Source organism: Streptococcus sp. FDAARGOS_520, from assembly GCF_003812685.1.
Classification (GTDB): Bacteria; Bacillota; Bacilli; order Lactobacillales; family Streptococcaceae; genus Streptococcus; species Streptococcus agalactiae.
Genome location: NZ_CP033810.1, coordinates 156499 through 172130 on the forward strand (window position 1 = coordinate 156499; position 15632 = coordinate 172130).

Below are 15632 nucleotides of genomic sequence, written 5' to 3' on the forward strand. Positions count from 1 at the left end.
TGGTATCATTATTAGGAGCAATTTTAAAGGTAATTATTTGACTTTTACTGACTTTCGTTCTATAATGAGACAAATATTTGATTGGAGTATCTATATGAAATGGTTCCCACTTGTTGGAGGTATAATTGCCTTATTAGCTGGCTTCTATCTCTTTATAAATCCTGTAACGGTTGTTGCAACTCTGGGTTGGTTCATTGCTTTATTTATCTTTATTTATGGCATTTCAAATTTAGTACGCTACTTGCAAGCTGATTCTTATCACCGTAGCCCTTGGTATCTGGTTCAGAGTATCCTTGCTATTATTTTTGGTATCATTTTACTATCCAGCTCAGCAATGTCACTTTCAAATACTGTCATGACTATTTTAGCATACTGGCTACTGGTATCTGGTATTTTACGACTTTTGGGTGGTTTCCAAATGCAAAAAATTAATTTCCCAGGTGCCAAATCCTATAAACGTTCGGCTTATATTGCACTCATTTTAGGTATTATTTTACTGGTTCAACCTACCTTATCAGCAGCCATCATTGGAAGATTTGTAGCCTTTATATTAATAGCAATTGGAGCTTCGGCTATTTACACTTTTACTCGTATTAATTATTAAAAGGACATGTTTCGTGTCCTTTTTTTATCTATTGATGACGTCATTTACTATTTGAAAATTGGCTATTATATAATTCGTAATAAAATCCTTTATCTGCTAGGAGTTTCTGGTGATTACCTTGTTCGATGATTTGACCATCCTTTAGAACTAAAATGTTGTCTGCCTCTTGAATCGTTGATAGACGGTGTGCAATGACAAAACTAGTTCTTCCTTCCATCAATTTTTTCATAGCTTTTTGAATAAGCAATTCCAACCTTGTATCAACAGATGAAGTCGCTTCATCTAAAATTAAAATTTTAGGATCTGCTAATAAAGCACGTGCAATAGTCAACAGTTGCTTTTGTCCTAAGGAGATATTGCTTGATTCTTGATTCATCACCATATTGTAGCCACCAGGTAACGTTCGAATAAAGTGGTCAACATTCGCAGCTTTGGCAGCAGCAACTATATCCTCATCACTGGCTTCAAGATTACCGAATCTAAGATTTTCTTTTATTGTACCTTCATATAACCAAGCATCTTGCAACACCATGCCAAATTGTTGCCGGAAATCTTGGCGTGATAGGTGTCTAATATCGTGACCATCTACGGTGATAGCACCTTCACTAACATCGTAGAATCTCATGAGTAAGTTTATAAGTGTTGTCTTACCTGCACCTGTTGGCCCTACAATTGCAATCATTTGCCCTGGTTCTACGTCTAAGTTAAAGTCGCGGATAAGTGGCCTATCCGGAGAATAGTGAAAATCGACACCATGAAAGCTGACTTGACCGGTTAAGTCATGGCTCAATTTTTCAGTAACTTGATTGGCTTCCTCTTCTTCATCTAAGACTTCAAAAATACGTTCTAAGGAAGATTTTGCACTTTGCAAAACACCTGATAATTGTGTAATGGTTTGAACGGGTTGACTAATTTGCCAAACATACTGCACAAATGCCTGCATGTTACCAATTGTTAAGGTACCAGCAATAACTTGTAAACCGCCAACAAATGCAATGATAAGGTAAATAAAATCAGAGATACCATTCAATACTGGCATCATAATTCCTGAAATGAAGCTAGCTTTGAAACCTACATGACGTAGATTATCCGTTATATCACGAAATTCTTGACTAGACGCCTCTTCTCTACCATATAATTTTATGATATTGAAACCAGTTAATTTCTCTTGTACAAAACCATTCAGTTCTCCCAGAATCTTTGCCTGTTCTTTAAAGTAAGGTTGGGATCTTTTTAGTATCGCTTGTGCACTAAAATAAGTTACAGGAATACAAGCAATGATAATCATGGCTAATGGTACATTTAGATAAAGTACCATAACGACTACTAAAATAATACTTAAAAAAGCATTGATAATCTGTAAAAAGCTCTGTTGTAAAGCATTTGAGACCGTTTCAACATCACTTGTAAAACGTCCCAACATATCTCCAAATTGGTGCTTATCAAAATACGATACAGGAACTTTATTGATTTTATGATTCAAATCATGACGGATATCACGGATACTTTTTTGAACGACAGTAGTCATAAAATAATTTGAGCCATAAGAACCTAATTCATAGAAAACACCTCTGAAAAAATAAATAATCAAAATACCAGCAATATAAGGAACGTTCAATTCTGCCCCAGAAACTCCCTTAGCCATATCAACAAGGTTAGCAGTCAACTCTGTTATCGCTAACCCTAAAATAAAAGGCTCCAGAACACTCATAAAACTAGATAAAACTTTCAAAAAAATCGCTAAGAAAAGAGTAGCTTTGTAGCGAGTTAGGTAAGACCATAATCTCAAAAAAACAGATTTTTTTCTCATACAATCACTCTCCTTCTGATAAGTTTTGGTTCTTCAGTTGTGACTCAGCGATTTCACGATAAATAGCATTATTTTCTATTAATTGAGCGTGGGTACCACGACCGACAATTTCGCCTTCATCAAGGACAATAATCTGATCAGCATCCATAATCGTACCCACCCTTTGAGCAACTATCAAAACTGTAGAATCACCGGTTACTTCTTTTAGACGCGCTCTTAAAGTAGCGTCTGTCTTATAATCGAGAGCAGAAAATGAATCATCAAAAATATATAAATCTGGATCTTTAACAACAGCCCTAGCAATAGATAACCGTTGTTTTTGACCCCCAGAAAGATTGCTCCCACCTTCAGCTAAATGCGTTTCAAAGGCTTCTTGGTGACTCTCAATAAACTCTTTAGCTTGAGAAATATCAACCGCTTGTCTAAGATCATCAATAGTAGCATCAGCTTTTCCATATTTTAAATTCTCTCCTATTGTCCCTGTAAATAAAAGAGCTTTTTGGGGGATAAATCCAATCTTTTGGCGAAGTGATTTAAGGTTATAATCTCTTACATCAACTCCATCTACTAAGATTTTTCCAAGTGTCACATCATAAAAACGTGGAATCAAATTAACAAGAGAAGATTTTCCTGAACCTGTTGAACCAATAAAAGCAATTGTTTCTCCAGGCTTAGCTTTAAAAGAAATATCATGCAAAACGGGACTCTCTGTTTCTCCTGGATAAGCGAATGTTACATTATCAAATTCTAAATGCCCTTTAAGTTTCGTATCCGTAACACCTTCGGCATTAGGATTGATAGAGATTGGCATATCCATCACCTCTCTAATACGATGACTTGATACCACCATACGAGGATACATAGTAAAAAGATTGGCAAATAGCAAAAATGAAAAGAGAGCATGGAAGCTATATTCGATAAAAGCAACTAAATCCCCTATTTTAATAGCACCTCTTTGTAAGGGATCCAAAGCAAACCAAACGATAGCCACAATCATTGCAATAATAATTTGAACGAAAAGTGGTTCTGTTAGCCCTGTTAATTTAAAAAGACCAGTTGAAGTATCTGTGTAACGTTGGTTAGCGACTTGAAATTTTTGTGATTGAAAATTCTCTCTTGCAAAGGCTCTAACAACGCGTAACCCTGTTAAATTTTCACGAACATATTGATTGATTTTATCAAGCATAGTCTGTTGTCTTTCAGATAAAGGTTTTGTTTTTATAGCTACATATAAAACGACTCCTACCAAAAGAGGCATCGCAACCGCTACAAGCCAAGCCAAAGATGGACTCGTAATTAGTATCATAACCACGCTAAAAATCATTACCATAGGAGTTACTAGGCCTAAACGTAAAGACATTTCAGCAAATTGCATCAAAACAAAAGTATCGCTTGTCATACGTGTCACTAGTGAAGATACACCTATCTGTTCATATTCATGATGGGAGTATTCTTGAAGCTTAGCATACATATCATTACGCATATCTCTAATCATTGTTGTCGTTAAGCGACTAGATGCGTAAGCCATCGTAATACGCCCAATAATACCTAGTACAACAAATATAAACATGATGAACGTCCACAGATAAACTCCAGTCCGATCACATTTTGTAACGCCATTATCAATCATACCCGCTAAGGCTGTGGGCATTCCTAGGATAACCGTCACAAAAAGCATAGCTCCTAGTAAATCAAGCCATAACCAATTGGGGTACCTTTTCAAATAAGACCAAATATATGCCATATATGTCTCCTTTTCTTTCCTCTTATCTCAAAATAATTAATCCATGTTCACTAATCCACTTTCAACTTATAAATCTTTAATCATCCAAATATCCATAGCTGTATGACCTTGATCATTTGCTATTGGTTGCGATAAGGCACAATATCCCATATGCTTATAAACCGCAGTTGCCCTACTCAAAGTACTGGCTGTCTCTAAATAAAGTTGTCTATACCCAATTTTTCGAGCTTCTACTTCAATCATTTTCACTAAATCAGTAGCAAGCCCCTTACCACGGAAACGTTCTGCAATGTACACCTTCTGCATCTCTGCAATTAGATTTTTCAGCGGACCAAAGCCGCCACAGCCAATAATCTCATCTCTCTCCTCAATGACAAAGAATCCTGACTTCTCTATTTTTTCGTAGTATGAGGTCAAATGATCTAAGTGAGGGTCTGAATATGCTGTATCAGGTTTATCTAAATCATAGGCGCGTAAACTTTGTCGAATTAATTGTGCAACTGCTTGGTCATCATTTTTAATAATCGGACGGATAATCATGTGTCTAACTCACTAAGGTACTCATAACGGTCATACTTTTCTAGAAGTGCTTCATTTTTTGCATCTAATTCCTTTTGTAAATCAGATAACCTTGTAAAATCACTACCACATGTTTGCATATCATTTTCTATACGAGTGATAGTATTTTCCAATATCATAATATCGTCTTCAATTGTCGCCCATTCTTGTTTTTCAAAGTAAGACATTCTTTTACGACTTTGCTTTTCACGACTTGTCTTGGTACTCTCTTTTTTACTGATAACTTCATTATTTTGCTCATTAAATGCTTTTTCATCTAAATAATCAGTATAATTACCAAAAAATTCACGGATATCGTTATCTTCAAACGCAATAATTTTATTAGCCACTTTATCTAAAAAGTAACGATCGTGACTAACTGTAATCACAGGACCACCAAAGCCTTGTAAAAAATTTTCAAGAACAGTTAATGTAGCAATATCTAAGTCATTTGTCGGCTCATCAAGTAGTAACACATTAGGCTTTTCAATCAGGATTTTTAAAAGGTAAAGTCTTTTTTTCTCACCACCTGATAATTTTGCAATTTGTGTTCCATGTGTCGAACGTGGAAAGAGAAATTGTTCCAATAGTTCTGTCACACTTGTTGTACCGACACTAGTTTTAACCTCATCTGCAACCTCTTGCAAATAATTAATAACACGTTTTGAGCCATCCATATTATGAAGTTGTTGTGAAAAGTAACCTACACGTATCGTTTCACCAATAGAGACATTACCCGAATCCGGCTGTAAATCTTGAACAATTAAATTAAGTAAGGTTGACTTTCCAACACCATTATCTCCAACGATGCCAATACGGTCTTTATTTTGAATTAACAAATTAAAGTCTTTCAAGATAGATTTATCTGGGTAAGAAAAAGAGACATTTTCAAAATTAATAACCTTTTTCCCAATTCGACTTGTTTCAAATGTCATTTCCAAATCGCTTGTATCGCTTGTTTGGTGTAAATCGTTTTTTAGATTTTGAAAACGATTAATACGAGCCTGTTGTTTCGTTGCACGAGCTTGTGGCTGAGTACGCATCCAAGCTAGTTCCTGTTTATAAAGCTGTTTCTTTTTATGTAAACTAGCAGCATCACGCTCGTCTTGTTCTGCACGAAGTCGGACATAATCCTGATAATTGCCTTGATATTCTGTAATCTGTGCCTTATCTAATTCAAAAATACGTGTTGCAACATTGTCTAGAAAATAACGATCATGAGTTATAAAAAGCACTGTCTTTTTACTATTTTTCAAAAAATTCGTTAACCATGCAATAGTGTCAATATCTAAGTGGTTAGTAGGTTCGTCTAAGAGCAATAAATCTGCATCATTTAATAATACTTGCGCTAATTGAACACGTCTTCGTAATCCTCCTGATAATTCACCAACCGACAACTGCAAATCAGTAATACCTAATTTGGATAATACTGTTTTGACTTCGCTCTCAATAGACCAAGCATCTAAAGAATCCATTTCTGCCATTACTTTCTCTAGACGTGATTGCTTACTTTCTTCGTAGTGATTAAGCAATAATTCATATTCTTTAATTAAAGCCATCTCTCTTAAGTCAGAAGAAAGTACGGTGTCCAAAATTGTCTGAGAATCATCAAAGTCTGGTTCTTGTTTTAAATAAGCAATCTTATAATCATTAGCTGATGAAAAAGGGGAACGATCACCATCAAAACCTAATTCACCCGAAATAACATCTAATAGTGTTGTCTTTCCAGTTCCATTGACACCAATAATCCCAATACGGTCTAAACTATGGATGATAAATGAAACATTACTAAAGACCGTCTTATCACCAACCGACTTAGTCAATCCATCTACTAAAAAATCGCTCATATAATCCTCTCTAATCCATCAAGTACTGCTTAATAAAATGTAAAATAGCCTCTTCTTCATTAATCAGTTGTCCTAAAACAATGGCTAATTCAATTTGAGAGATAATATCTCCCATCTGTGGACCAGGTTTTATTCCTAATTTCTTGATTAAGGTGCCACCATTGACAACTATCTCATGCCTATCATGGATTGCTAACTCACTATCTAGTTGTTCTATTTTTTCGAAATCAACCATCAAGCCTCTTGCTTTGCGAATACCTTCCGCTTGTTTTATTATAGTTTTTCCATAACGATAAAGATGTTCTTTAGTCAATCCCATTTGTTCACGAATACGATAAACATCCACTATATGCTCAACATCTTTTTGAAAGTGAGTTGATGTCTTCCATTTTTTTAAAAAAGTCTTTGTGTGTTCAACTTCCATACTCAAGATGAGTGATGCCCAAGCTTGTTCTGATGTCTCAAATAAAAAATCTTTATCTAACTGGGACAAAAAGGCGCTTAATTGTAATTCCCTATTTTTTAAGCATGGTAGATAATTAAAAGCATGACTATCTATTAGTGCCAGCATTCCTTTACGCCAATAAGGTGCTAATAGAAGTTTATCAAATTCAATAAAAGAACGCTCAACAGATATTTTCTCCAATAATGACGCGTGCTTTTTCATTGCCTCAAAAGTTGTTGTTTCGATATCAAAATTTAGACTAGCAGAAAAACGCAAACCTCGCATAATTCGAAGAGCATCTTCATTAAAACGCTCACTGGCGAGTCCTACTGCTCTAAGAAGGTGATTATCTAAATCATCCAATCCATGAAAGAGATCAATAACTTCTCCATCTTCATTTAAAGCAAAGGCATTAACTGTGAAATCTCGACGTTTTAGATCTTCTTCTAGCGACCTAACAAAATTGACCTGACTCGGACGCCTATAATCAACATAAACCTCCTCAGTCCTAAAAGTGGTAATCTCATATTCACCACCTTTTTCCAATACTAAGACTGTTCCATGTTCAATACCAACATCAACTGTCCTTTTAAAAATCTGCTTTGTTTCTTCTGGATAAGATGACGTTGCTATATCAACATCATGAATTGGACGGTCAAGTAAAACATCCCGAACACTACCACCTACAAAGTATGCTTCATAACCGGCTTTTTTTATCTTTTTTAATATTGGTAAAGCCTTCTGAAACTCAGAAGGCAAATAATTTAATCTCATCATACTATTCCAAATCTAAACGAACTAAAGTCGCATTATTATTTCTTATAAATGGATTCAGAAACAAAAAGAACTGCCTAAGGGACACTCCCTACCTACTCAAATTATCAAAAAAGAATCTCCTAACTTCTTCTTTGATATCTGCAATAAGGATCAACCTCCAAGCAACTCTTTTTATCACACATCAATTTTTGGGGGTAATACCAAAGGCAACCGCACCTTCACCAAGATGAGTTGCAATAACGCCACCAAATGATACAATTTCTAAATCGTCTTTAAGACCAGCTTTAGCTAACAAATTATATAATTGTTCTGCCTTATCTTGTGCTCTAGAGTGAATAATAGCAATATCATATTCACCATCTGCTGTCATTTCTTTGACAATCTCAGCCAAGCGTTTTAAGGCTTTTTTCTCTGTACGCACTTTCTCATAGACAACGATTTTACCTTCTTCATTAAAATGTAAGACCGGCTTGATACTTAAAAGGTTACCAATGATAGCTGAACCGTTTGACAATCTACCACCTTTTACTAGATGATTCAAATCATTAACAACAATAAATCCTTCAATTTTTTCAATTTGTGATTGTATCTTGTTAACTATGACATCAAAATCCATCCCTTCACGTGAACACATCAAAGCATTTCTAACTAAATTGCCCTGTGGTGCTGAAGTTATTTTAGTATCCGGAAAAGCAATTGTCAAATTTGGATGTTCTTCAATAAGAAACTGAATATTCTGCCAGAAACCTGATATCCCCGCTGCAATGAATAAACCAAGGACGTGTGTATACCCTTCTTTCTCCAATTGACATAAGAGATCATCTAGTTCAGCTAAGCTAGGCTGACTTGTTTTAGGTAATTCTTTTGATGCCGCTAGCTTATCATAATATTGGTCTAATGTCAGATTTTGTCCCTCAATATAAGTTTTACCATCAATGATAATTGGAATATCTAAAACATAGACATCTTCATGATTTTCGATAGCCTCAGGCAAGTAAGCTGAGGTATCCGTAATAAGTGCTAATTTCATTAACTATTAAACTCCAATGTTACTCCTGGTCTATCTAAAGCAATTTCTGTAACTTCATAAGTCAGACGTTTAACGATTTCTAAAAGAGGAGCTGCTAGATTCTCAACTTCATCTTGACTAAACTCACTAGGCTCATTGATAAGGCGCCCTTGGATATGAGCCATTTGTGAAATGACACCAGAAATAACAAACTCATCACGTACAATAACAAATTGTAACACTGCTACAATGCTCGTTACTTTTGCTGCTTCATCTCTATTAGCTAATTGGAAAGTAACTTCAAAATTTGTTTTTGGGGTACCATTTTCCTCTTCCCATTCTAAATTGCGCGCATCATAGTGGTATTGATTGACAAATTCTTGTTCACGAATGACTTCCATGTATTTTCTCCTTGATAGACAATATGTATTATTATAGCATAAATTTGTAGATTCTTAAAGCAGGTGGGAATCTAGAACTTCTTCTTAGGATGTCTATCAATCACTTCTTGATTGTTACTCAAGGCTGCTAAACCTTTTTCTGTAAGTGCCAACCCTCTGACAACAAACAACTTCCCTAATTCCTCTTCTGTAAAAGCAATAGCTATTGCCTGATCTAAATCAGAGCGTTTCATCTTTGACAAGCCTTTTACGTTTTTTTCTTTTAAGAATAGTTTTAAAAGTGGAGCAGATAAGTGATCTAAAGAATCAAGCGGTGACTCCATTCTTACAAATCCATTTTTTATTAAAAATTCTAGGTGTTCTTTTCCATTTATACCATAAATGTATTCAAAATATTTTGAAAAACTTGTTTCAGTTGTGAAAGTTCCAAACTGTATACGCCATAATAAGATAATATCTCCAGGCAAGAGTCCTTCACTAGTTTCTTCCATATTTTTCCTAGGAACAACTTTACTAAAATTAATTTCAGCCAAGTCTCTTTCAGGTGAGATATAGGGGATATTAGGATAATTTTTGTAAATTTCTTCAATAGTTTTCATAGTCATATTGTAGCAAAAAAGCGCTTATAAAAACAAGCGCTAAGGCATGGGGGAAGTCACCTTTTTGAAAAATTCAATTTCATTTTCTGATATTCTAACCATGTTAAAATTATCATGATAACATCAAATACACATAGAAAAATCATTAAAATGCTATGACTAGAAAAATATTCCCTTAGTTGGAAAATGATAAACCCAACGAAAACTAAAATTGATAAAGGGTAAGCAAATAATTTCTCTTTATGTAATAAAATAAGTGCTACTAATTTGATACCGCCATGAATTAATAGATAGATAGCGGCTAAATGACTAGCCGAATCATTAATATAACTGCTTATTTTCAAGAAATGAGCAGAAATAAAACCATGAATCCCACCGTGAACTTCACCTTCAGTTAAAAGAAATAGGAGATGTTTTATTTGTGTAGGTTTAAAATAATATAATAAAACGCCAGCTACTACTTGTCCGACTGCAAATAGCGTTTTTAGATACAACATAATTGAAAAACTTGTATCAACTAGTTTTGTTTCTTTTTCATTCCATTTAATCATTGCTTACCTCCTTTCCTCAATCATATTATCCATTTTTTTGCTTAAATAAATCATATCCTATTGAAAAAAGATTAGCAATTATTAATGATTAATCTACCATTCTTTTACAACATAAAAAGGCGAATAGACCCAATAACGATAGTTTATTCACCTTTTATTCAATGTAAATTTGGATAAGTTGAGATTAACTATTTTATTTTACGGAACAAGCCAAAGAGTACACCTGAGACTACCGCTCCAATTAGAATAAATAGAATATAAAGTAAAGGATTACTTGTTAATGCGATGACAAAAATCCCTCCATGAGGAGCCATCAACTTGATACCAGCTAAACCAACAAGTGCTCCAGTTAAGGCTGAACCTACAATAAAGCTAGGGATTGCACGAGCTGGGTCAGCAGCACCAAACGGAATAGCACCTTCAGTGATAAAAGATAACCCCATAACGATATTTGTTAGACCAGATTGACGTTCTTCATTATTAAATTTATCTTTAAATAATAAAGTTGCCACAAATACTGCTAACGGTGGAACCATTCCTCCAGCCATTACAGCTGCCATAACAACAGAGCCGCCATTTGCAACAGTTGCTGCAAGAGTACCTGTACCAAAAACATAAGCTGCTTTATTAACAGGCCCACCCATATCTACAGCCATCATACCACCAACTAGTAAGCCCATCAAGACTGCTGAACTACCAGATAAACCTTGTAAGAAAGTGTTAAGAGCTGTGTTGATAGCTGCCATTGGAATGTTTACGAGCAACATCAAGAAACCTGTAATCAAAACACCTAACAATGGGTATAGAAGAATTGATTTAATACCTTCAAGCGATTTTGGGAGACCTGAAAGTAATTTTCTAAGTAGTAGGATAACTCCACCAGCTAAGAAACCACCTACTAAAGCCCCTAAGAAACCTGATGGCACACCTGCTAATGCTAAGGTTGCTTTCCCACCTTCTGCAAAAGGTACTTTACCGAATGCCAGTCCACTTGATGCAATTGAACCAGCTACGAAGCCAGCTACTAGTCCTGGTTTTTCAGCTATTGAATAAGCGATATAACCTGCCAATACTGGTAACATAAATGCAAATGCTGCGCCACCGATATTTTTGAATAAGGCTGCAATTTCATGGTATGAACCTAAATTACTTAATTGGTCTTTTGGTACACCAAGTATGTTATCAAAAAGGAAAGCAATCGCAATCATAATACCACCACCAATAACGAATGGTAACATTTGTGATACACCACCCATAAGGTGTTTATAAAAAGCAGAGCCTAAGCCTGATTTTCCATCAGATTCACCTGATTGTTTATCATTTTGATTTTTTGCATGATAGGTTTGTGCCTTATTATCGAGAATAATGTTAATTAAGTCTTCACTTTTTTTAATACCATCAGCTACCGGACGTGATACCAAAGGTTTGCCATCAAAACGATCCATCTCTACAGCCTTATCTGCTGCAATAATAACACCCTTAGCCCTTGCAATATCACTTGAAGTCAACTTATTTCCTACACCAGAAGCGCCATTTGTTTCAACTTTAATACCTACACCCATTTCAGCTGCTTTTTTCTTTAAAGCTTCTTCTGCCATATACGTGTGGGCAATTCCCGTAGTGCAAGCTGTTACTGCAACAATATAATCTGAACCTTTACTTGTTGATTGTACTGTTTGTGGAGCTACTGTTTCTTGAGAAATGCTATTACTATCAAAAGTAGCAATAATGTCATCTGGCGTTTTTGCTTGACGTAATTGATCAGCGAACCCTTCTTTTAAAAGATATTTAGATAGTTCTGCCAAGGCAGCTAAATGCGTATCATTAGCACCATCTGGCGCAGCAATCATAAAGAATAAATCAGTTGGCTGTCCATCAAGTGCTTCGTAATCAACACCTGATGCAGATTTTGCAAAAAGGACAGTAGCTTCTTTAACGGCAGCATTTTTACTATGTGGCATAGCGATACCATCACCTAATCCAGTTGATGTTTGTGCCTCACGCTTCATGATACCATCTTTAAAAATAGCAAAGTTTGTCACAACACCTGTGTCAACTAATTTTGTAATCATTTCATCAATTGCAGCCTCTTTACTGGTTGCTTTTAAATCCATAATCATAACTTCTTTTTTTAGTAGGTCTTGGATTTTCATAATTTTTCTACCTCAACTTTATTATAAATATCTTGGATAAACTCAGCTGTTGCTAAATCATCTGAGAAAGTGGTTGCTGTACCACAAGCTACGCCCCATTTTAGTGCTTCTACTGGATTTTTTGACTTAACAAATTCTCCTGTAAAGCCAGCTACCATTGAATCACCAGCCCCAACGGAATTTTTCACTTCACCCTTAATCGGTTTTGCAAAATATGAAGCTTCTGGAGTTACTAACAATGCACCATCCCCTGCCATAGAAACGATAACATTCTTAGCTCCTTTATCTAGAATCTTATGTGCATATTTTTCGATATCAGGCAGACCTTCTAGCTCTACGCCAAAAATATCTGCTAATTCATGGTTATTCGGTTTTACTAAAAGAGGCTGATAAGCAAGAGCGTCTAAAAGTGTCTGACCTTCAAAATCGCAAACAACTTCCGCTCCTGTCTTTTTAGCAATTGGAATCAATGTATTATAGACCTTATTTCCAAGGCTAGCTGGTGCTGAACCTGCGAAAACTACTGTGTCCTCAGGTGTTAGTCTCGAAAGAAGTTTCTCTAGACGATGAAGTTGTTCATTTGTTATCCTAGGACCCCCGCCATTGATTTCAGTTTCAATTTTTGCTTTTACTTTAACGTTGATACGTGTATCTTCATTAACAGAAACAAAGTCAGTTTTGATACCTTCTGATACAAGTCCATCTTCAACAAAATGTCCTGTAAATCCACCGATAAAACCTGTAGCAGTATTGTCAATTTTTAAGCGTTTTAATATGCGACTAACATTAATTCCTTTACCACCTACATATTTATCATCGCTAGTCATACGGTTAACACTACCCAACAATAGTGTATCTAGACGAACAATAAAATCAATCGATGGATTTAATGTTACTGTATAAATCATACTTGAATCACCTTCATTTTCTCTTTTATTATTGTCATAAGTTCTGAATCAGTCTTATTAGTTACTAAATTAATGTCATTTATCTCTTTCACTTTAGCAAATGTAACTTGTCCAATTTTAGATGAATCCATTAGAATAAAGGTTTGTTGACTATTATTAATAATAGCTTCTTTAATAGCAGCTTCTTCTAAATCTGGTGTAGTTAAATAAACTTCATCTATACCATTCATCCCCAGAAAAGCTTTGTCAACCGTTATCTGCCTAATCTGATTAATGGCTACCTGGCCAATACTAGCATCTGTTGAATGTTTAACCGCTCCTCCGATAATGATTGTTTTTATCCCTCTATCAACTAACTTTGCAGCATGATGAATAGAATTCGTCACCACCGTTAATTGCTCGTGAGGGAGAAAATCAATTAATAATTCTGTCGTAGTTCCGGCATCAATAAATATAACATCTTGCTTTGCTATCAGCTTTGCAGTTTGTCTAGCAATATCCAATTTTTTTTGAACGTTTTTGATAGCTTTTTCTTGATTACTTAATTCCTGGCCAAGTGAGTATGGTAATTCAGCACCACCATGCACCCTTTTTAAAAAACCTTCAGATTCAAGTTCATCTAAATCCCTGCGAACTGTAGATTCAGAAGTCTCTAAGATAGACGTTAATTCATCTAAAGTAACACTCTTATTTTGCTCAAGTCGTGATAAGATAATTTCTTTTCTCTTTGACTTTAGCATAGTCCCTCCTTGAATTGAAATCGTTTGCAATTTAATTATATCTCTTTTTCTTTCAATGTCAAGCATTTTCTTCCAAAAACTATCAATAAACTAAAAAAGCCTAATCTAAAGATTAGCTTTTACAAATACTTTAATTTCTCTTCAAAACCTTTTTAAGAAGCTGAATTCCTTTGTATTTAAAAGGACTTGGATAATAGTTAAAAGTTCCCATTTTACGAATGATACAACCATTAAAATTCTGTTTAAAGCGAAGAATACTATCTGAACCATCAAAAGTTCCCTGAATACCTAGGAGGTTATAGAAAGTAGAACCTCTTTTGAGAGCCTCTTGCATAACATATTCCTGAAGAACTGCTGGTGCATAAAATTTATTAAATTCTGTGTAGGATCCTGAAAAGAAATAAACTGTCTCCTTAAGACTATAAACAAATAGACTACCAGCTAAAACAACGTCTTGGTTATCATACTTTTGAATAAATGACTGAACTTCTTGTCGTCGTGTTTCAAAACTAGCCAGTTGATTAATTATTTCAGAGCGTTGCCTATGATACTTAGGAGAGTCTGCATTTTCCCTAAAACGTTCATCAAGCAATTTAAGCTTATTTTCCAATGCTTCAGCTTTTATTTGCAAGTTATGGTCGTATTCTCTAAAATTTAAAGTGGCAATCACAAATTCAGCCTTGCCTTCAAAGCTATCGTAAAAATCTTGATAATAATCTAAGGACTTATCCATATAATCACGTCTATTTGACGTAGAAGTTGTTATCTCTTTAAATAAATGTAGCTCATCACGTTTAAGAACGCGAACCTTGATTCCAAAAGACATTGCTTTCTTAACCAAAGCTCGTCCTGTCTTAGAGAATGAAGATAGTAACGTTTCAGAAGTGACACCTTCTAAATTTTTAACATAGTGCCAAGATAAATATTTACCAGTAAAACCAGTTGTTAAACCATCATGGTGATAACCTGAACTGGTAAAATCTTCAATCAGATTATCATTTCCCTGATTACTAGGAACTCCCGAACTAGTGAATAATTGGTAATCATCATAAGGCTCAACTATTAATTCTAGAACACCGTTGGATTTGGCATAGCCTTGCAATGCTTTATAAAATTGTTTTAGATACTTAGAATTTGAATGAACTGGTCCTGAATCAATTTTCATTTGAAAACCACCAGTGACTGGCATAATATAAGATAAACTGATTATCTCTAGTTTATTTTCTACTTGATATCCCAAATACCTAACATCATAGCCGCGTTTTTCTAAAAGTTTAGCCATCTCAGGTGTTTGTAAAAATGATTGTGAATCATAATTTCCTGAATGTTCTTTAAATTCTTCTATTGTTAATTCTCGAAGCGTCATAAATACCTTTCTTAACTATTTCCTACTTTTCTCCACATTCTATCTATTCGATACTATCCAAATAATATAATTTTGACGTAAATCTCCACTGTTTTTTCCAACACACATAATATTAGTAAA

14 protein-coding genes are annotated in these 15632 nt (G+C 34.9%); 1 reads left to right on the forward strand and 13 read right to left on the reverse strand.

Translation table 11 applies throughout. From position 1 onward, the window contains the following. The first annotated feature begins 94 nt into the window (after positions 1-94). The gene (locus EGX96_RS00770) at positions 95-604 is read left to right on the forward strand and encodes an HdeD family acid-resistance protein (RefSeq protein WP_000870956.1); all 510 of its coding nucleotides are present in this window, start codon (positions 95-97) and stop codon (positions 602-604) included. A gap of 40 nt (positions 605-644) precedes the next feature. Here the strand turns inward: EGX96_RS00770 and EGX96_RS00775 are convergent, their stop codons facing one another. The 13 genes from EGX96_RS00775 to EGX96_RS00835 form a co-directional block, all read right to left on the reverse strand. Then, positions 645-2414, reverse strand: coding sequence for an ABC transporter ATP-binding protein (locus EGX96_RS00775; RefSeq protein WP_001227935.1), 1770 nt, complete (start codon positions 2412-2414; stop codon positions 645-647). 4 nt (positions 2415-2418) lie between these two features. Then, complete coding sequence (locus EGX96_RS00780) at positions 2419-4158, reverse strand: ABC transporter ATP-binding protein (RefSeq protein WP_050153232.1); 1740 nt, start codon at positions 4156-4158, stop codon at positions 2419-2421. Between the two features lie 66 nt (positions 4159-4224). Further along, complete coding sequence (locus tag EGX96_RS00785; protein ID WP_000586885.1) at positions 4225-4698, reverse strand: GNAT family N-acetyltransferase; 474 nt, start codon at positions 4696-4698, stop codon at positions 4225-4227. After that, positions 4695-6563 carry an ABC-F family ATP-binding cassette domain-containing protein gene (locus EGX96_RS00790; RefSeq protein ID WP_001279326.1) on the reverse strand — a complete coding sequence of 623 codons (1869 nt, stop codon included), beginning with the start codon at positions 6561-6563 and terminating at the stop codon, positions 4695-4697. The genes EGX96_RS00785 and EGX96_RS00790 overlap by 4 nt, the downstream gene beginning before the upstream one ends. Positions 6564-6573: 10 nt before the next feature. Beyond that, a complete protein-coding gene (locus EGX96_RS00795; RefSeq protein ID WP_001238959.1) occupies positions 6574-7782 on the reverse strand; it encodes a CCA tRNA nucleotidyltransferase in 1209 nt (402 codons plus the stop codon). A gap of 184 nt (positions 7783-7966) precedes the next feature. After that, a complete protein-coding gene (locus tag EGX96_RS00800; protein ID WP_000761620.1) occupies positions 7967-8815 on the reverse strand; it encodes a DegV family protein in 849 nt (282 codons plus the stop codon). Beyond that, positions 8815-9195: a DUF1149 family protein gene (locus EGX96_RS00805; protein ID WP_000452063.1), complete on the reverse strand. Its 381-nt coding sequence runs from the start codon at positions 9193-9195 to the stop codon at positions 8815-8817. The genes EGX96_RS00800 and EGX96_RS00805 overlap by 1 nt, the downstream gene beginning before the upstream one ends. 71 nt (positions 9196-9266) lie before the next feature. Then, positions 9267-9800 (reverse strand): hypothetical protein, encoded by a 534-nt coding sequence (locus EGX96_RS00810; protein ID WP_000178080.1) that lies wholly within the window; start codon positions 9798-9800, stop codon positions 9267-9269. A 50-nt stretch (positions 9801-9850) separates the two neighbouring features. Further along, complete coding sequence (locus tag EGX96_RS00815) at positions 9851-10345, reverse strand: DUF2127 domain-containing protein (RefSeq protein ID WP_000598909.1); 495 nt, start codon at positions 10343-10345, stop codon at positions 9851-9853. Positions 10346-10533: 188 nt separating this feature from the next. Continuing rightward, complete coding sequence (locus EGX96_RS00820; protein ID WP_000701402.1) at positions 10534-12498, reverse strand: PTS fructose transporter subunit IIABC; 1965 nt, start codon at positions 12496-12498, stop codon at positions 10534-10536. Further along, a complete protein-coding gene (gene pfkB / locus EGX96_RS00825) occupies positions 12495-13406 on the reverse strand; it encodes a 1-phosphofructokinase (RefSeq protein ID WP_000640758.1) in 912 nt (303 codons plus the stop codon). Before pfkB ends, EGX96_RS00820 begins: the two co-directional genes overlap by 4 nt. Beyond that, positions 13403-14146: a DeoR/GlpR family DNA-binding transcription regulator gene (locus tag EGX96_RS00830; RefSeq protein WP_000920253.1), complete on the reverse strand. Its 744-nt coding sequence runs from the start codon at positions 14144-14146 to the stop codon at positions 13403-13405. Before EGX96_RS00830 ends, pfkB begins: the two co-directional genes overlap by 4 nt. Before the next feature lie 130 nt (positions 14147-14276). Continuing rightward, positions 14277-15512, reverse strand: a complete 1236-nt coding sequence (locus tag EGX96_RS00835) for an aminoacyltransferase (protein ID WP_000175197.1) — start codon at positions 15510-15512, stop codon at positions 14277-14279. Between the last annotated feature and the right edge of the window lie 120 nt (positions 15513-15632).